The organism is Flavobacterium tegetincola DSM 22377, assembly GCF_000425485.1.
GTDB classification, from domain to species: domain Bacteria; phylum Bacteroidota; class Bacteroidia; order Flavobacteriales; family Flavobacteriaceae; genus Flavobacterium; species Flavobacterium tegetincola.
The window spans coordinates 28,992-47,504 of the sequence record NZ_KE384389.1 but is presented as its reverse complement, the minus strand read 5'-3'; the positions used below and the strand labels follow the sequence as shown (position 1 = coordinate 47,504).

Annotated in this window: 15 protein-coding genes and 1 pseudogene; 13 read left to right on the top strand and 3 right to left on the bottom strand. The window is 33.6% G+C overall.

Features of this window, described 5'->3' with window-relative positions:
* Positions 1-35: 35 nt before the first annotated feature.
* Together H602_RS0117075 and H602_RS0117070 are read right to left on the bottom strand one after the other, a co-directional pair.
* A complete protein-coding gene (locus tag H602_RS0117075) occupies positions 36-923 on the bottom strand; it encodes a hypothetical protein (RefSeq protein WP_051224623.1) in 888 nt (295 codons plus the stop codon).
* Between the two features lie 143 nt (positions 924-1,066).
* Entirely contained in the window at positions 1,067-1,822 is a 756-nt protein-coding gene (locus tag H602_RS0117070; protein ID WP_026979111.1) for a S1/P1 nuclease, read from the bottom strand.
* A 400-nt stretch (positions 1,823-2,222) separates the two neighbouring features.
* Between H602_RS0117070 and H602_RS0117065 the strand changes: the two genes are divergently transcribed.
* The 10 genes and pseudogenes from H602_RS0117065 to H602_RS0117030 all read left to right on the top strand — a co-directional run bounded on the left by H602_RS0117065 (position 2,223) and on the right by H602_RS0117030 (position 13,781).
* Positions 2,223-4,808 (top strand): type I restriction-modification system subunit M, encoded by a 2,586-nt coding sequence (locus H602_RS0117065; RefSeq protein ID WP_026979110.1) that lies wholly within the window; start codon positions 2,223-2,225, stop codon positions 4,806-4,808.
* Complete coding sequence (locus H602_RS20390) at positions 4,795-6,033, top strand: restriction endonuclease subunit S (protein WP_026979109.1); 1,239 nt, start codon at positions 4,795-4,797, stop codon at positions 6,031-6,033. Before H602_RS0117065 ends, H602_RS20390 begins: the two co-directional genes overlap by 14 nt.
* A gap of 21 nt (positions 6,034-6,054) precedes the next feature.
* Positions 6,055-9,186 (top strand): type I restriction endonuclease subunit R, encoded by a 3,132-nt coding sequence (locus H602_RS0117055; protein ID WP_026979108.1) that lies wholly within the window; start codon positions 6,055-6,057, stop codon positions 9,184-9,186.
* A 65-nt stretch (positions 9,187-9,251) separates the two neighbouring features.
* A pseudogene (locus tag H602_RS20575) lies at positions 9,252-9,398 on the top strand (AbaSI family restriction endonuclease); the annotation flags it as partial.
* Between the two features lie 126 nt (positions 9,399-9,524).
* Positions 9,525-9,827: a hypothetical protein gene (locus H602_RS20570; RefSeq protein ID WP_169516050.1), complete on the top strand. Its 303-nt coding sequence runs from the start codon at positions 9,525-9,527 to the stop codon at positions 9,825-9,827.
* Positions 9,828-10,235: 408 nt separating this feature from the next.
* Positions 10,236-10,538, top strand: a complete 303-nt coding sequence (locus H602_RS0117045) for a hypothetical protein (protein WP_026979106.1) — start codon at positions 10,236-10,238, stop codon at positions 10,536-10,538.
* Between the two features lie 446 nt (positions 10,539-10,984).
* Complete coding sequence (locus H602_RS19505; RefSeq protein WP_051224620.1) at positions 10,985-11,443, top strand: type IV toxin-antitoxin system AbiEi family antitoxin domain-containing protein; 459 nt, start codon at positions 10,985-10,987, stop codon at positions 11,441-11,443.
* Between the two features lie 239 nt (positions 11,444-11,682).
* Entirely contained in the window at positions 11,683-12,075 is a 393-nt protein-coding gene (locus H602_RS20440; protein WP_211224100.1) for a nucleotidyl transferase AbiEii/AbiGii toxin family protein, read from the top strand.
* The gene (locus tag H602_RS20435) at positions 12,002-12,394 is read left to right on the top strand and encodes a nucleotidyl transferase AbiEii/AbiGii toxin family protein (protein WP_342663511.1); all 393 of its coding nucleotides are present in this window, start codon (positions 12,002-12,004) and stop codon (positions 12,392-12,394) included. Before H602_RS20440 ends, H602_RS20435 begins: the two co-directional genes overlap by 74 nt.
* Before the next feature lie 538 nt (positions 12,395-12,932).
* Positions 12,933-13,781, top strand: a complete 849-nt coding sequence (locus tag H602_RS0117030; protein ID WP_026979105.1) for an RteC domain-containing protein — start codon at positions 12,933-12,935, stop codon at positions 13,779-13,781.
* A 41-nt stretch (positions 13,782-13,822) separates the two neighbouring features.
* On the opposite strand, the gene H602_RS19100 is transcribed toward H602_RS0117030, so the two are convergent.
* Positions 13,823-14,563: a hypothetical protein gene (locus H602_RS19100; protein ID WP_157505156.1), complete on the bottom strand. Its 741-nt coding sequence runs from the start codon at positions 14,561-14,563 to the stop codon at positions 13,823-13,825.
* A 357-nt stretch (positions 14,564-14,920) separates the two neighbouring features.
* On the opposite strand from H602_RS19100, the gene H602_RS0117020 reads away from it, so the two are divergent.
* The 3 genes from H602_RS0117020 (at position 14,921) to H602_RS0117005 (ending at position 18,409) form a co-directional block, all read left to right on the top strand.
* Positions 14,921-16,609 (top strand): helix-turn-helix transcriptional regulator, encoded by a 1,689-nt coding sequence (locus tag H602_RS0117020; protein ID WP_211224098.1) that lies wholly within the window; start codon positions 14,921-14,923, stop codon positions 16,607-16,609.
* An 89-nt stretch (positions 16,610-16,698) separates the two neighbouring features.
* Positions 16,699-16,986, top strand: coding sequence for a helix-turn-helix domain-containing protein (locus H602_RS0117015; protein WP_026979103.1), 288 nt, complete (start codon positions 16,699-16,701; stop codon positions 16,984-16,986).
* Positions 16,987-17,479: 493 nt separating this feature from the next.
* Positions 17,480-18,409 carry a transcriptional regulator gene (locus tag H602_RS0117005; protein WP_026979102.1) on the top strand — a complete coding sequence of 310 codons (930 nt, stop codon included), beginning with the start codon at positions 17,480-17,482 and terminating at the stop codon, positions 18,407-18,409.
* The last annotated feature ends 104 nt before the right edge of the window (positions 18,410-18,513 follow it).

Genomic DNA, 18,513 nt, shown 5'->3' with positions numbered 1-18,513 from the left:
TTATTTGTTTTTATCATTGGTGCAAAGGTACATGTTTAAAATATATTTTCAAAGTCATCATCAACTTCTTCGTGCAATATATAATGATTCGCATCATTGAGGTTAAATTTAATATTTACTATCGTTCCTTCAAATACAGCATTCATAGTTCTTTTTATAATATTTCCATTCTTATACTCATAAAAACCATCCGAAGAAATAACTTGAATCTTGCCTTTATTGTGTTTAATAAAATCAAAAATAACTGCTAAACCCAAGCCGCCAGATGTCGAGCCAGTTTTGGTAGTATTTCCCTTAACCATCGCCCATTCAATGGCATCGTCTCCCATCATTTCCCTTTTAAGGTAATTTGAAACATTTTCTTTAATATTTACACCTTTATCTACAATTGTAAATTGCAGTGGTTTGTCGGGATCTTTAGGAAAAAACTGACCACATGTGTGTATAAAAGCACATTTGCCATGCGTTCGGGCATTTTCATAAATTTCAAAAATATTTCTCGTAATAGCTTTACCTAATTTTACACTATGTGACGGAAATCCCGGTTTGTTCAAAAGCTGATTTTGTATATAGGCGGAAAAGCTCTGGTCATCTTTCGGCGTAAACTTTCTATAAGTTAAAGCGGTATTATAATTATCAAAAATTTTCGCATATCCAAAACGCAATAAAAATTCATTTTTACGCAGTATCGTTTCAACACTTTTATTAATATTTTCAATCTTAATTTCATTGAGATTAGATTCTAAAAGTTCAAAAAATGCCCCAATAAGTGCACACAAATTAGCATCTATAAAGGAAACGTTGCATAAATCAATGATAACCAATTCTTGTGATGTGTTCTGATGTTCTGACATTAGTTTTACCAGAACATTATAACCCTCATACTCACTTCTTAGTTTGTCTGCAATTGTAATTTTTATCAAGTTAATATTTGTATTTTTTAATACTTAGCTTTTGGAGATACCAATATATCGAAAAATTCTAATATAAAGCTAAAACCAATTTAAAATTATAGTAAATAATTTAGGATAATTATCAAATAAAAAGGCAACGCTAGATGTGATAACTATGATTTAAAAAATTTCTCCAAAACCCCTGCCAAGCGAATCCCAGCTTTCTGTAGTTGCTTTTCAATCAATAACCCACTTTGAGCAACATATTCATTACTTACTTTTGCTTTTTTATAATCATAAACTGCACCAAGTAAAGTACGAGAGTCGTTTCCCCAAATTAGCAAGTCTATTTTTTGTAAACTCTTTAATTCCGTAGCGCTATAAGTTTGTGCTTGCAAGCAATCACTAAGAGAAATACGTTCGTAATAAATGATGCCAGAGTCCCAAAACGAGTGCAAGTTAGTACCTTTATCTTTATAATTAAGCTGTACCGTATTGCCTCCTTTATCATGCCCGTAACCCAGGTGTAAAGGTTGGTGCAAATCGCCAATCAAATGAAACAAGTACAAAATTTTCAATTTAATTTCGGCTTTAGTTAAGGTATCTTTATGCTCCAAAGCTTTAAGAGTCTGCTCAAGTTGGTACATAATGTTAGCACCCTGCAAAATTTCCACAGGCTTTCCTTCGCCATAATTAGCATAATGCCACGGCTTCATATAATCGTAAGAGTGATCGTCTTTGATATTGTCCATCCAGTTAGCTGCTTCCTCAATTGTCATCCCGTCCAAATAAGACAATACATTTTTCTTAGTCGCTTCATCGAGATGATGAAACGCTACTTGCGCCACTATAGCATGTCCTTTAGAACCCCAAGCATTTGCATTTAAAAAGCAAAAAACAATTAAAGTAATTGAGAAGATTTTTTTCATAACGTATTAATTTTAGTGCAATTTATAAAATTAGAAAAGAAGTACTACGTTTTCAGCACTCTTTTCCAAAGCGAGATTATAAAAAATTTGCATATGACTAAATAGGAGATCCATACTAAATAACGATAGGAATAAGAAAGCAAATAGTTTTAAAAAACAAAAAATATATCAAAAACACATTCTTTAAAACCTCTTATTGTCCTTACATTAATTAAAATCCCAACGTGTGCACATTTGAGTACCTTTAAGCAAAAGAGACTAAATTATTATTATATTTACGCTTCAATTACAATAGAAAGTAGTTGATGATGTCTGTACAATCGTAAATCACCTATCATAAATGAGGTGGAGCTTACATTATAACAATCACCAGAAAGGTACCTTACCAAACAAAACAAACATGAATAAACAGCAGCTTGCATCCAAAATTTGGGAATCAGCAAACCAAATGCGTTCTAAAATTGAAGCAAACGAATACAAAGATTATATTTTAGGTTTCATCTTTTACAAATACCTATCAGACAAACAAATCCAGTTTTGTAAAAAAGAAGAATTTACTGATGCTGAAATAAAAGTGCTTACAGAGGAGGAAATTGATACCGTAGAACACATAAAAAGTAACATTGGCTACTTCATAGCCTATGATAATTTATTCTCAACATGGATTGCTTCAGGCAAAGACTTCGAAGTTTCAAATGTTAGAATAGCTTTATCAGCTTTTAGCCGTTTAATTAGTCCCAAGCATAAAAAATTATTTGACGGCATCTTTGAAACCTTGGAAACCGGTTTAAGTAAATTAGGAGACACTGCTGCCAAACAAACGAAGGCAATTAGCGAACTAATTCATTTGATAAAAGACATTCCAATGGATGGAAACCAAGGCTATGATGTACTTGGTTTTATCTACGAATATTTAATCGGAATGTTTGCAGCAAATGCAGGTAAAAAAGCGGGTGAGTTTTATACACCTCATGAAGTTTCAGTTTTATTATCGGAGATTATTTCCAATCATTTAAAAGACAGAACCGAAATTGAAATATACGATTCATGTAGTGGTTCAGGATCTTTACTAATCAATATTGGTGCTAGTGTTGCCAAGCACATGGACAATAAAAATAACATTAAATACTATGCGCAAGAACTAAAAAAGAACACATACAACCTTACCCGTATGAACCTGGTAATGCGTGACATTCTTGCAGATAATATCATTACCCGAAACGGTGATACCTTAGAAGACGATTGGCCCTATTTTGATGAAAATGACGCAACTCATTCCTACAATGCACTATATGTAGATGCCGTAGTGTCAAATCCACCATACTCTCAAGTTTGGGAACCTACTCATAAAGAGTCGGATCCACGTTATGCAAGATTCGGACTAGCTCCAAAATCTAAAGCAGATTTCGCTTTCTTACTACACGATTTATTTCACATAAAGCCCGATGGTATTATGACCATTGTATTGCCGCATGGGGTTTTGTTCCGTGGTGGTGAAGAAGGCACCATTCGTACAAAATTAATTGAAGCCAATCATATTGACACAATCATAGGTTTACCATCAAATATTTTTTTTGGTACAGTTATTCCAACGGTTATAATTGTTTTAAAAAAACAGCGAATAAACACTGATGTTTTAATAATTGATGCTTCAAAGTGTTTTAAGAAGGAAGTAAAAAGTAATATCCTTAGATCTTCGGATATTAAACGTATAAGTGATACAATTCGTGATAGAAAAACAATTCCTAAATTTGCTAGGTTAGTAGAACGCGATACCATTAGAGCAAACAAATACAACCTCAATATTCCAAGATATGTAGATTCGTTAGAAAACACAGAAAGTTGGGATATTTATGCTTCTATGTTTGGTGGTATTCCAACTAACGAAATAGATGAACTACATGAGTATTGGGAAGCTTTCCCTAATCTAAGAGAAACACTATTTTCAAAAACTTCTGAAGTAAACAACAAATTAGAAGTCGAAGACATCAATACTGCTATTAATGAGCATTCGAGTATAAACACTTTTATAGACAAATTCAATTCTTCATTCAACAGCTTTGAGGCATTTTTAAAGCAAGAATTAATAACCAATATGCAATCCTTGCAAATTCCTAAACAAGAAGAAATTTTAGGGAATGATATTTTTAAAAGATTGGAAACGATTTCGTTGATTGACAAATACGAAGCCTATCAATTATTAGACGATCAGTGGGACGCTATAAAAGTAGATTTAGAAATCATACAAACCGAAGGTTTTAAAGCTATTAAAGTGGTTGACCCAAACATGGTACTCAAAAAGAAAGACGGTAAAGAGGTAGAGACACAAGAAGGTTGGAAAGGGCGCATTATGCCTTTTGATTTAGTACAAGAAACTTATTTACAGGAAGAACTTTTAAGCATACAGCAAAAAGAAAATCGTTTGCTAGAAATTACAGGAAGCTATGAGGAAATTCTAGAAGCATTTAGCGAGGAAGAAAAAGAAGAAGATACAGTTAACGAAGCAAAAGAGGACTTTGTAAATGCCGAGGTTATTAAATTAGCCAAACAAATTAGAGCAGAAAGCAAGAAGAACGGTGCCGTCCAAAAGGAGTCTTATGAAGCGAATATATTGAAAGTAGATAAATTAATTACCGAAGAAAAAGATCTTAAAAAACAACTCAAAGCAGAAAAAAACAAATTACACTTACTGACAAAAGCAACTATTGAAGCGCTGGAAGAGGAACAAGTTGATGAACTTTTAGAATTAAAATGGATAAATCCTGTTGTTTCGTCATTAAACAACCTGCCAAAAGCTAGGATAGAAGTACTAACTACCACACTACAAACATTGGTAGATAAATACAATACGACCTATTCAGATGTTGCCAACCAAATTAACGAAGCAGAAAATTCATTGTCTAATCTAATTAGTGAATTAGAAGGCAATGAGTTCGACATGCAAGGACTAAATGAATTTAAAAGTTTACTAAGTGGAAAAAAGTAAAAAGAAAAACACAAATCCAGAAGTTCGTTTTAAAGGGTTTATTGAGGACTGGAAGCACCAAGAACTAGGACAAGTTCTGATTGAACGGAAAGAAATGCAAAAAATATCTGATGATGCTCCCATTTTGGCTTTCGCTTCTGGACAAGGTGTTATTGATAGAAGCGAAAGGAAATCAAATAATAGAGATCAATTAACTTTAGATCAAACGAACAAGGTATATAAGCTGACTGAATTTAATGATATAGTGTATAATCCTTCAAATCTTAAATATGGTGCAATTGATAGGAATAAATACGGAAGAGGTGTAATTTCACCAATTTATGTGACTTTTACGACCGTAGAAGTACCATCATTTATGGAATTAATAGTGAAAAGCATAAAATTTAGATTAAGGGCGTTAAGGTTTGAGGAAGGTACTGTAGTAAAAAGACAATCCGTAAAACCAGAAAATCTGATATCACTAAAAGTAAATATATCTTCATCGCATATTGAGCAAAAACGAATTGGAGAATTATTTGAAAATTTTGACTATCTCATATCAATCCATCAGGAAAAATATCAAAAATTAGTTTTATTTAAAAAAGTAATGCTTGAAAAAATGTTTCCCAAAAATAGTACAGATCTTCCTGAGGTTCGTTTCAAAGAGTTTAATGGAAGCTGGACAAAAACAAAGTTGTCAAACATCTCGCGAAAAGTTATCGAAAAAAACAGTGAATTTATAATCAACGAAACTTTTACAAACTCAGCAAGATTAGGAATAATAACTCAGCGAGATTTTTTTGATCATGATAAATCAAAGAAAGAAAATTTGAACGGTTATTATATAGTGCAAAATGAGGATTTTGTTTATAACCCCAGAATTTCAAAGCTTGCTCCTGTAGGACCTATTAATATAAATAAATTAGCTAGATCTGGCGTTATGTCACCTCTTTACTGTGTTTTTAGGACTCATGATGTTGACAACGCTTTTCTTGAGCAATATTTTAAAAGCGCATATTGGCACTCATATATGAAGTTGAATGGAGATTCAGGTGCTCGCTCAGATAGGATTTCTATTAAAGATTCTATTTTTTTTGAAATGCCAATACCTTATCCTTGTCCCAAAGAACAAAAAAAGATAGGAAAATTTCTTTCTAATCTTGACACTCTTATTGAATTAGAAAAAAACGAGCTAGATAAATTTGAATGTATTAAGAAAGCATGTTTTCAGAGAATGATTGACTAAATTATATAATTAACAAAGTAAATGACATTTACAACAGAATCTGAATTTGAACAAGCTTTAATTTTAGCACTTTCCTCTCAAAAAGGGTGGAACAGCCAAATTATAAAAAACCCAACCGAAGCCGATTTGCTTAAAAATTGGGCAAACATTCTATTTGATAATAACAGAGATATAGATCGTTTAAACAATGAACGACTTACAGACGGTGAAATGCAGCAAATTGTAGAGCAAATCACTACATTAAGAACTCCACTAAAACTAAACGGTTTTATAAACGGTAAAACGGTTGCTATTAAACGAGACAATCCTTTAGATAAATTACATTTTGGTAAAGAAGTAAGTTTAAAAATATACGACCGTCATGAAATAGCAGGCGGACAAAGTAGGTATCAAATCGTTCAACAACCACAATTTAAAAGTAAATCTAAAATAATCAACGAACGTCGTGGCGATTTACTATTGTTAATAAACGGCATGCCATTAATTCACATCGAATTAAAAAAGAGTGGTGTAGCAATTAGTCAAGCCTGCGAACAAATTAAAAACTATGCACGTTCGGGTACATTTACGGGCTTGTTCTCGTTGGTTCAAGTATTTGTGGCAATGAATCCTGAAGAAACGGTATATTTTGCCAATCCTGGTCCCGAAGGTATATTCAATAAAGATTTCTATTTTCATTGGGCAGATTTTAATAACGAACCCATTAACAAATGGAGCGAAATTGCATCAATTTTGCTTTCTATTCCTATGGCACACCAACTAATAGGTTTTTATACCGTTCCTGATGGTAGTGATGGTGTTTTAAAAGTAATGCGAAGTTACCAATACAATGCTGCAAATGCCATTTCAGATAAAGTAGCCAAGACAGATTGGAAAAGTAAACACGCTCTAGGAGGTTATATATGGCACACTACTGGTTCAGGTAAAACCATGACGAGTTTTAAATCGGCACAATTAATCGCCAATTCTAAAGATGCGGATAAAGTAATCTTTTTAATGGATAGAATAGAATTAGGCACACAATCATTAAAAGAATACCGCGGTTTTTCAGATGATAATGAAGAAGTTCAAGCAACCGAAAACACGAGTGTTTTAGTAACAAAGTTAAAAAGTGCAGACCCAGCCAACACCTTAATTGTTACATCTATTCAAAAGATGAGTAATATCAATAAGGAAGAAGGGGGTCTAAAAACGAAGGACATCGAAATAATGAACAATAAGAGAATTGTTTTTATTGTCGATGAAGCACACCGTTCCACTTTTGGAGATATGTTAATTGATATTAAAAACACTTTTACTTCAGCTATATTTTTCGGATTCACAGGAACACCAATTTTAGAAGAAAACCAAAAGAAACTAAACACAACCTCAACCGTTTTTGGTGACGAATTACACCGTTACAGTATTGCAGATGGTATTAGAGATAAAAATGTCTTAGGCTTTGACCCGTACAAAATACTAACCTACAAAGACAGAGATTTACGAAGAGTTATTGCTTTAGAAAAAGCAAAAGCAATTGACGAAACTGAAGCACTTTCCGACCCAAATAAGAAAGTTATTTTCAATAAGTTTATGAACGATGTGAAAATGGCGGGCTATAGAAACAATGTAAATAAATACATTAATGGAATCGAAGATTATTTGCTATCTTCCCAATATGAACGCATAGAACACCAAGAAAAAGTAGTCGAAGATATTCTAGAAAATTGGTTAGTATTAAGTCAAGCAAATAAATTTCATGCCATTTTTGCAACCAGTAGTATAAACGAAGCTATTGATTATTACAGGTTAATAAAAGAAGCAAACCCTAAATTAAAGATAACAGCCCTGTTCGACCCAAATATAGATAACGAAGGCAATGGCGAATATAAAGAAGATGGTTTAGTAGAGATTCTAGAGGATTATAACGAAAGATATGAGCAAGATTATACTTTAGCAACACATAGTAAATTTAAAAAAGATATTGCTTCAAGACTATCACATAAAGAGCCTTACTTACGAATAGAAAATAATCCAGAAAAACAAATTGATTTACTTATTGTAGTCAATCAAATGCTTACGGGATTTGATTCGAAATGGATCAATACGCTGTATATGGATAAATTAATTCAGTATGAAAATATAATCCAGGCATTTTCAAGAACAAATAGATTATTTGGTCCAGACAAACCGTTTGGAACAATCCGATATTACCGTTATCCACATTCCATGGAACGCAATATATATGAGGCAGTAAAATTGTATTCCGGAGACAAGCCAGTAGATTTATTCGTAGAGCATTTAGACGAAAACTTAAGCACATTAAACATTGTTTATAGGGATATAGAGCAATTATTTGCAGCAGCAGGTGTACAAAATTTTGAAAAACTGCCTATTGGAATTCCAGAAAGAGGACAATTTGCCAAACTTTTTAGTTTACTGAATTTTATTTTAGAAGCGGCAAAAATCCAAGGTTTTAAGTGGAGTCAGTTAATATATACTTTTGACAAAGAAAATGGTAAATTTGAGATTGATGTGCTTTTAAATGAAAACACGTATTTAATACTTGCATTGAGGTATAAAGAACTATATAGTAGTACTAGTGGAGGTTCTGCAAGTAGCGACGTTCCTTACGAAATTGAAGGTCATTTAACAGAGATTGATACAGACAAGATTGATGCCGACTATATGAACTCGCGTTTTGATAAATACCTGAAAATTTTGAGAAGGGAAGGTGTAGACCCCATTGAATTGCAAAAAACGCTAGACGAATTACATAAATCATTTGCTTCTCTAACACAAGAAGAACAAAAATTTGCAAACATATTTATTCATGATGTGCAAAGAGGAATCATACATATTGAGAATGGTAAAAGCTTTAGAGAATATATTACAGAGTACCAATACAACGCGAAGAATGACCAAATTAAGAAACTAGCAACAACCCTTGGCTTGGATGAAGTAAAGCTTCGTGGATTAATGGACTCAAATTTAAATGAATCAAACATCAATCAGTACGGCCGTTTTGATGAATTGAAAGATACAATTGATAAAATAAAAGCAAAGATCTATTTTGAGAAAGTAGAAGGGACGGTTATTCCTGCTTTTAAAGTAAATATAAAACTACATAATCTGCTGCAAAATTTCATTTTTGAAGGGGGTTTTGAAATTTAATTAATACAACTATAACAGTTTTCATAAAACAATAAAATCCTTGGATAAATTAAGTTACACGACAACTTGCCAGAGCAGAAAGAAAACGTTTTGAGAATTATGTGGTAACTAGAGTATGGCACCTAATGGATGATTTGACACTAAAATTCATAACCCAGCAGTATATGGTCAGACCCACAGGTAGAGCATTAACCGATACGTTTTTTCCGTAATTAGGTATTCACGTTGAGGTAGATGAATTACACCACTTAAATCCAATAGAACAAAACAAACTTAGAGATGCAGACATTGTAAACGCAACAAACCATCGTATTTAAAGAGTACAAACTTCGCAAGGGATCGCCTCGGTAAATAAACAAATAAATGAAATAATTAAATTAGTACAGCACTCTAAATTAAATCACCCCTCTTTTAAACTATGGGATTTAAAAACAGAGCAAAATCCAGAAACGTATATCGTAAAGGGAAGTATTGATTTATCAGATGATGTAGCTTTTAAACATTGTTTTCTTACTGCAAATTGTTTAGGCAAAAATTACGTCAGATTTCAAATAGCGGCCGCACGACACCCTAATGAAGCTTGTAAATTAATTTGGTTTCCCAAACTTTATAAAAATGGTGGTTGGGACAATAGCATTTGAGACAGAGAAAAGTTTACACAATCCAAATCATCCTTTAAAAATAGTAACCGGATTACCAAGAAATAGAATTATTTTTGCAAAGGTTAAAAGTCCATTAAGTGATGTTATGCACAGATTTAAAATAGTTGATTTTCATGTAATTAGTTATTCCTTAGAAAGCCACTGTTTTATATTTCGATTAAAATAGCGGCTTTATTTTTAGCAAAAAGTTGAATAATAATTGTAACCAAAAAATAATTTGATCTTTGATTTGATTCAATCTGATCTTTAAATTGTATCCAACTCCTGCCAATAGTGCATTATGAACATCTCTAGCCACGCCTTTAAGAAAGTTTAGCCCTAAATATAATTAAAGAGAAAAAGGAATTGACTTATTATAACTTTTCAATTATTGACTCGCTAAAAATATTGATAGACTATGATTTAGAAAATTTCATTATTTTATACGAATATCTTCCTAAAATCGGAACAAGTCACGATGAAACTAAAGAATATGGAACTAGTGATTTTTACGATTCTCAAAACCAAAATCCAATTCAACTAGACAGAGATTCTCTTGAATTAACTATTGAAAAATTGAAACGAACAAATGGATTAACATATAATGAAGGCGGAATTGGGCAATCGGGAAATGCTAAAGATTGTTTCGAGACAAATGAAGTAACTGAAGAATTGTACAGAATAATTAAACTAATTGAAACCGCTGAATAAAGGATGGTCTCTGACCTCGAAGTCCACTAAACTAACAACTTCAGATACGTGAATTCTTACGTATTTGCCTATGCTAACTTACGAAATGCACTTCTGAGGAGTTAATCTTTCGCTTTTTATTAAATGATGTTTTAGCGTTGTAGTTTCAGTTTTATGATTATTACAACTCTAAAACAGATATTCGAAATTGAAAATTATTTTTTCCACTTTTTATATCGCATATTACGATATGCGATATCCAGACACCGTAGCATGTCCTTTAGAACCCAAATCATTTGCATTTAAGATTTAAAATACCATTAAAATGGTAGAGTAGATTGTTTCCCTGCTCCTCGAAACCTTCCAACCTTCGAAGTAAAACGATTACAAAGCACTACAATTTTGTAGCAAAATCCCTCTTAAATCGGAATAAATCCGATTATCAATCAATAATTTCACAAAAATAAATGTTTAAAATAGTTGCTTTAAATCGGAATAATTCCAATTTAAAGCATTCAAATTCAGCAAGAATAGACTTTAAAGAAGTTATCAAACCATTTACAAATATCCCATTAAGTAGGCAGGTTATACTAGAGCTACTCAAAGAATACAAAAGACCTAATGACAAAATCAGTGAACTCATAAAGAGTGGCGATTTGATTTCTTTGAAAAAAGGACTTTACATTGCTGGCGTAGAAACAGACGCGACGGGTCCAGAAACTTTTTCGGTAGCCAATCACTTATGGGGACCAAGTTATGTCTCTCTTGAGTCTGCCTTGTCGTATTGGAGTCTAATTCCGGAACGCATATACGAAGTAAGCTCAATCACATTGAAAGTTTCAAAAAAATATAAAACTCCAACAGGCAGGTACAGCTGCCGCTTTATGCCCTCACCCTATTACAGCTTTGGAATTAAAAGTATTTAATTTTCACTAGGACAGTTCGTGCGTATGGCCACAACCGAAAAAGCATTATGTGATAAAATCATTACAAGCACTGGACTTGCTTTAAGAAGCCCCACACAAACACGAAATTTTTTACTAGAAGACCTACGTATTGATCCATAAGTATTGCACAAACTAGACCTCAAAGAAATAAAGTCCTGGATTGTGGATGAACCAAAAAAAGAAAGTATAAGAATGCTTGTTAAAACACTTGAAAAATTATGATTAAAGAATGGATTGGAGAATATGAACCAAAAAACACAGAGGAGGTTGTGGCAGCCTTAAGAGAAATTACGCAGGAAGTAGCACTGGCAGGGCTTTCAAGAACCGACTTCTTTGAAAAGTCAGCCTTTTATGGAGGAACTGCCTTACGCATATTCTATGGTTTAGATCGGTTCTCAGAAGACCTTATTTTTTCATTACTACAATCAAATGTTGATTTTTCTCTTGAACCCTACTTCAATGCCATTTTGACTGAATTTGAATCCATTGGCATAAAAGTAAGCATCCGAGAGAAAGAGAAAAAAGAAAAAAACAAATATCGATTCAACTTTTCACAAATCAGAATCCGAGTGGAAAGAACTAATACTGGAAGATATTGTAAAGCAGGCTGAAATAAAAACGACAAACAGGACAATTAAAATTAAAATAGAAGTGGACCGCAAACTACCTCTTGGTTTTACCCCTGAAATGAAACTTTTAACACGTCCTTTTTCATTTTATGTAAAGTGCTTCGACAAGCCAAGCCTCTTTGCTGGCAAAATGCACGCACTTTTATTCCGAAAATGGAAGAACAGAGTCAAAGGACGCGATTGGTATGACCTAGAATGGTACATTAAAAAAAGTATTCCTTTAGATTTATACCATTTTACTGCTAGAGCAAAAGATACTTGGGATTGGACAAAGGAAGCGTTAGTACCCAATGATTTTTAAGCTTACTTCGAGAAAAATTTAAAGCAGTCTCATTTAACAATGTAAAAGAAGATGTGGTACCTTTTATAAAAGACGATAAAATACTTGAAATTTGGAGTGAACAGTATTTTAATGACCTAGTAGAAAAATTAAAATTTCAGTAAAATACGATCTGACTAAGATTCACCAGCTGTTAGAAGAAACAGCTAGTGTAGACCTGCTTTCCAAAGTCTGGCGAATCGAAGCGACGCTATTTATAAATCCAGCTGTGCAAACTATAGTTTTTCGCTCTTCGTCTCCCGACTCGGAGCAATGTTATTCCAGTAAATTAATTTGTTGAAAACAACCGTCCGCTTTCATGTTGAAAATAACAAAATGATGTCAATAAAAATTCAAAACAATAATAGGAATGCACTTGTCTTTAAGCATTGGTACTGTTTTTCATTATATGCAATTCGGGAATTGATCCATTCAATTCGGGAATTAACCCACCTTGCTGTTGCAACTTTTGGGCGCTTCAAATAGATTTGCGAATCAACAAAATCAAAAACGAAGCGCGATGAAAAATTTTACAACATTACTTCAAGCGGAATTAGAGCAAAACTTAGAATTAATTGCAGCACTTGAAAGCGAATCTACTTTGTATTTAGAAGAAGCAATACAAACAGTACTAAAGACTTTAGAGCAATTGAGAGATTTTGTAAAACGCTATACATTTGAAAGTAAAGCACAAGAAATTGAATTTTTTAAAGTTATTAAACCGCATTTTGCAAGTAAATTAATTTACTACATCGAAATTTATAACATCGAAATGGGCAAGCCAGTTGGAAGCACCAAAATCATTACCAAATATTATGAAAATGAAGAAAAGAGATTGAAAAAGTTTTATTGTAAAAACAGTGATTTTTACAAATATTACAGGTCTGGAAGCGCAGCCCTCGATAAAAAATATTTCATCAGAAGAAAACTCGACATCAAATTATTTGCTGACAGTCATTCTTTTCAATCAGATAAAGATTTTACTACAGCGCACGATTTTACGGTCGCAAGAATTATAGCAAATGACGCTATTCAGCAGTTTATAAGTAGACGAAAAAGCAACCAAGAGCAATGTGTAATAACGACAGAAGCTGATAAAAAACCAATAGCGTTTTTAAAATGGACGGGGACCAAGGTGGCTTTGGTAGAGTTACTGTACGCCATACACGCTAGCAATGTGATTAACGAGGGTGAAGTGTCACTAAAAGCCATTGCGCAAACAGCTGAAACCATCTTTAACATTGACTTAGGGCAATACAATCGGATTTTTCTAGAAATCAAAAGCCGTAAAACGATAGAGCAAACCAGTTTTCTAAATGTATTAAAAAGTAATCTAGAAAAGCGAATGGACGATTCCTATAAAGCATAAGAGGTGTTTACTGCAGTAAAGCACCTCTTGCTTTAAATACTTTATTGATTTTCAAGTATCCCTACTACTAAAGAAAATACAATGGCTTCTTGCATGTTTTTAGAGGATCCTTCTAAGGAGCCCGTCATATTAGCGATCAGCAAATCCCATTCAGGATCGGTATTTTTCTTAGGTCTTTTTTTACGTCGCGCAACCGAATAACGTAGCACCGATGTGGTCGTGAGTATTTGCGCTACATCACTAGTAGTCAGGGAAGGCATAGATAAAATATGCGCCTCGAAAGCAACTACTTCTGCATGCAAAACTGCATAGTCATCTTCACTACTACAGTGGACTTCAAATTGGGTTAAAAAGTCTTTAAACAGTAAGGCTATCGTAGGATCCTCAATTTGTAAATCGATGGAGGCAGTTAAAGCTACATTAGGGCTTTTAAGTACGGCTTCTAGTCGTAAAAAAGAGTCAAAAACATACGAGGTATCAGACAGATGGACAAAGTGAGCATTAGAATGCGCCAAAGAAGTAATAGATTGAACCACATCAACCACCGACTGTTGTTTCTGGTCTATACTACTGAAGTATGCTTCAAAAAGGGCATCGTGAAGTTGTCCTGCTGTATCATAAGCATTCGCATTATTTCCCGGATCAAACACACTTGATGTACTTTGATAAACAAAAGAATGGGTTCCCGAAACTTCTTGGCTTTCCAGTATTGTATCTTCCGAAACGCTACAGGATAAAGACAGAAATAAAAAAGATAACATACATAATTTAATAATTTTCATACGATTAATTTTAAAAATGAAACTGATGTTTGGGTCAGTTCATTTCACCCGGGCTAATCTGAACAACGCTTGTTTTGAAACAAGCAAACGATTTTGAATTCGTAGCAAAACTAGAGGGTCTGTGTGGTATGGGCAACTGCTTGCTAACCCAATTCGGGAATTGAATAGCATCAATTCCCGAATTGATACTATAAAAATCTTATATTTGAATAAATAAAATAGAAACTAGTCTACAGCTAAAAGTCAGTCAAATAGAAGCTTATCTGATAAAATAGGAATTTTATAAATGATGGTAGAAAGTTAGAGAGACCTGTTTATAATATACGCGTTTATCTACTGAAATACAGCCCCAATTGTATGAAAAATCACAGCCTTCTTTTAATAATACTAATGTTAATTTGGTATTCATGTTCGTATGCCGATACATTTAAAAAACTTCAAGTATCTAAAAAAAATGATATTGAGTATTTGTTTTACGAACAACAAATGCAAAATCTCCATTTAAAACCAGAAGAAGCCAAAACCTTTGCAAGATTATGGTTGCAAAAAGCCAAAAGAGAAAAACAAGATATGCAACTCTTTAAAGCATACAAGGCAGTAATGTTTAAGGACAAAAAAGAATTTTTACCATTATATGCGGATAGTTTAATTATTGTAGCAAGAAGAATAAAAGATAATAAATGTTTGGGAACCGCATATCTGACCAAAGGCATCATAGCATATAATCAGAAAGAACTAGTGGAAGCAACAGACAATTTTTTAATAGCTGATCATTTCCTCGCTCTAACAAAAGCAGAATACGATAAGTTCAAATTGAAATATGCTTTAGCACAGGCCAAATACTATCTGGGATATTATGAGGAAGCAGTTGCTCTTTTAAAAAATTGCGAACCCTACTTTTTAGTAGAAAACGATCAAGCGTATTTAAATACATTGCATTCGTTGGCTTTGTGTTACAATAAGCTAAAAGAATACCAAATTGCAGACTACTACATTAATTTAGGCTTAAAGGAGTGTGAAGAGTTAGAAGAGAGCAAAATGGAAAACTATTTCAAACATGCTAAAGCAATCAATCAACATTATTTAGAGGAATACGAGGAGGCTATAGTGCAGCTCACGGATTTAATGCCCTTTTTAATAGAACAAAAAGACTATCCCAACCAAACTTTAGCAAATTTTTATATCGGTAGATCGTACTGGTATTTAAATCAGCAAAAACAGGCGATACCTTATCTGTTAGAGGTAGACAAGTCCTACGACACCAATGATTATATCAAACCCGAATTAGTAGAAAATTATGAACTATTGGCTCATTATTTCGAATCCAGAAATCACGCTGAATACTTAAAGTATTTAAAAAAATGGGCAAACGTTCAGAAAATACTGACGGAGAAACAAAGCTATTTGTCTAAAAAGTTGCGCAAGGAATACGACAACAAAAATGCACAAATTGTTCAAAAAAAGATGTTATTTGAAAACAGAAGAATATCGATTATACTGAGTATAGTAATTATTGATTTTGTGTTTTTAGCATATCGTTATTTGTCGAATAGAAAAAAATACTTAAATTTTGCTAAAAATGCAAGGGAAATTCAAGATAAACCTAACAATGAATTGATTCAAGTCCATTATGATAGGGATACCCTAGATATCAGCCCAGACATCGTAGCAAAGGCCCTTAAAAAGTTGGAGAAATTTGAAAAATCAAAAAAATATCTTGAAAATGATATGTCATTAAGACAGTTGGGCGATTACATGAATATCAACGGTAAATATGCAGCAAGAATTGTACTAAAATACCGTAACAAAAAAGTGGTAAGCTACATCAACGATTTAAAAATTCAATATATCATTGACGTTTTAGAAAATGACAACAAATCCCGTTACTACAGCAATGCAGCTTTAGGAGAGGAGGCAGGATTTGGTTCGACTCAAAATTTTATCCGTGCTTTCAAAAACTTTACAAAAGCGACTCCGATGTCTTATATTCAGCAATTGAAGAGCTCCGAAACAAACAAAATGAAACAAGAAAATGAAGCAGAATAAAATCTTTCCATCACAACTTGTGAGTGGCTTGTGACGGAAATTAAACCAATACTTCCAATTTTGCACCATAACCAACTAAAACAAACGTTATGGCAGTACAAATCATTACCCTCGAAGATTTAGCAGCATTTAAAACCGCACTCCTACAAGACCTCAAAGAGCTTTTGAACAATCAAAAAGAGCCAGAAAAAAAATGGCTAAAATCAAAAGAAGTACGTACCCTGCTCAACATTTCACCCGGAACCCTACAAACCCACCGCATTAACGGCACCTTAACCTATACCAAAATAGGCGGTATTTTATATTACGACCAAGCAGACATCAATAAACTCCTCACCAGAAATAAAGTCAACGCTATCCCTACCCTCTTCAAATAAATAAAAAGACCATCCAAACCATAATTTCAACATAACCTTCCGGTTCATCGGAACGGAACTCAATTATAAAAGCCAAACATCGAAAATCATAAATCAGCATACTCAAACCATCTTATATATAACCTTCCGAGTCATCGGAATGGAACCACAATATAAAAAACTTACATCCAATTAATTACAAAGACAATAAAACACCAAACCCTAAACTGATAACTCACAACCCTACAACTCACAACTCATGAAAAACACCCCTAAAACCTGCAACGGCACCTGCGAATCCTGCGACTGTTCAAAACGCAGCATATGCCAGAATCCAGTTCTTAAAACGAACAACGCATCTATACGACCCTAGCGCTACTTACAAATTAAATCACCATTGCGTCTTCGCGGCAAAATAAAAAAGGCAAAACTCTCAACCCACAACTGATGACTTACAATCTACAAACCACAACTATAACTCCAGTCTTAATACTTAAATCTTAATACTTATCCCATGAACTATATCAAACACCTAACCGGTTTCTTCGAAAAAGTAGTACTTGATAAAAACTTGAATCCTACCCATGTAAGCCTATACATCGCACTATTCCAATTCTGGAACTGCAACCGTTTCAGAAACCCCATCAGCATATCTCGAGATGAGGTCATGCGTATCAGTAAAATCAGTTCAAAAGCCACGTATCACAAATGCATGAAAAATTTGCATCAGTCAGGCTACATTGACTACCAACCATCTTTCAATCCATTTCGAGGAAGTCATGTTGTTTTATTCAACTTTTCAGACAATTTAAGACCGGAATTGAAAGCTGAAAGAAGTTCAAAAAATGAACCTATTTCGTATATTGGTGTTGAACAAGTTGTAAACAATTCTTGTACTACTTCTGAAACAAGCACTGAACAAGCGCTAGTACCTTATATAAACAATACAAATATTATAAACAATTCAAACATTGAAAACAGCTTAAACAAAAGCCAGCAAGCAAAAATAAATGAAACTTCAGAACCTGATTTTTTAGAAACGGAAGCTAAAACCGAAAAAGAAAAAAAGTTGCGCAAAAAAAAGAAAGACGACGACGAAGCACAACTCGAGACCTCAGTTGAAAATATCAAAGTAAAAAAACACTTCATCGTTCCTGGAATAAAATCGGAAAAACCAAATACTAATTTCAAACCCACACAAGAAGAAATCAAAAGCTACTTCGCACAAGAGAAATTTCCCGACCTCGAAGCCCAGAAATTCTACAACTATTTCGCAAGCATCGGCTGGCTTGTCGGCGGCAGAACTCCAATGCAAAATTGGCAAGCTGCGGCACAAAACTGGATGCTAAACGCAAATAAATTCACCAAAGAATCCCATGCCCCACCAAAACCGAAAACCTACCTCAACGCCACCACCGAAAAAAACTATGCAGAACCACTGTAAAGAATCTTGTCATACTGAACTTGTTTCAGTATCTAAATCTTACCGAACCTTGCGTAAACCCTCGCGACATTGCGGTTAAACTTCATACAAGTATCTTAAAATAT

Bases quoted from the DNA above. Each gene is read 5' to 3' on its own strand.
- H602_RS0117070 (WP_026979111.1), bottom strand. From the start codon at position 1,822: ATGAAAAAAATCTTCTCAATTACTTTAATTGTTTTTTGCTTTTTAAAT.
- H602_RS0117065 (WP_026979110.1), top strand. From the start codon at position 2,223: ATGAATAAACAGCAGCTTGCATCCAAAATTTGGGAATCAGCAAACCAA.
- H602_RS0117055 (WP_026979108.1), top strand. From the start codon at position 6,055: ATGACATTTACAACAGAATCTGAATTTGAACAAGCTTTAATTTTAGCA.
- H602_RS19505 (WP_051224620.1), top strand. From the start codon at position 10,985: ATGTTTAAAATAGTTGCTTTAAATCGGAATAATTCCAATTTAAAGCAT.
- H602_RS20440 (WP_211224100.1), top strand. From the start codon at position 11,683: ATGATTAAAGAATGGATTGGAGAATATGAACCAAAAAACACAGAGGAG.
- H602_RS0117030 (WP_026979105.1), top strand. From the start codon at position 12,933: ATGAAAAATTTTACAACATTACTTCAAGCGGAATTAGAGCAAAACTTA.
- H602_RS19100 (WP_157505156.1), bottom strand. From the start codon at position 14,563: ATGAAAATTATTAAATTATGTATGTTATCTTTTTTATTTCTGTCTTTA.
- H602_RS0117020 (WP_211224098.1), top strand. From the start codon at position 14,921: ATGAAAAATCACAGCCTTCTTTTAATAATACTAATGTTAATTTGGTAT.
- H602_RS0117015 (WP_026979103.1), top strand. From the start codon at position 16,699: ATGGCAGTACAAATCATTACCCTCGAAGATTTAGCAGCATTTAAAACC.
- H602_RS0117005 (WP_026979102.1), top strand. From the start codon at position 17,480: ATGAACTATATCAAACACCTAACCGGTTTCTTCGAAAAAGTAGTACTT.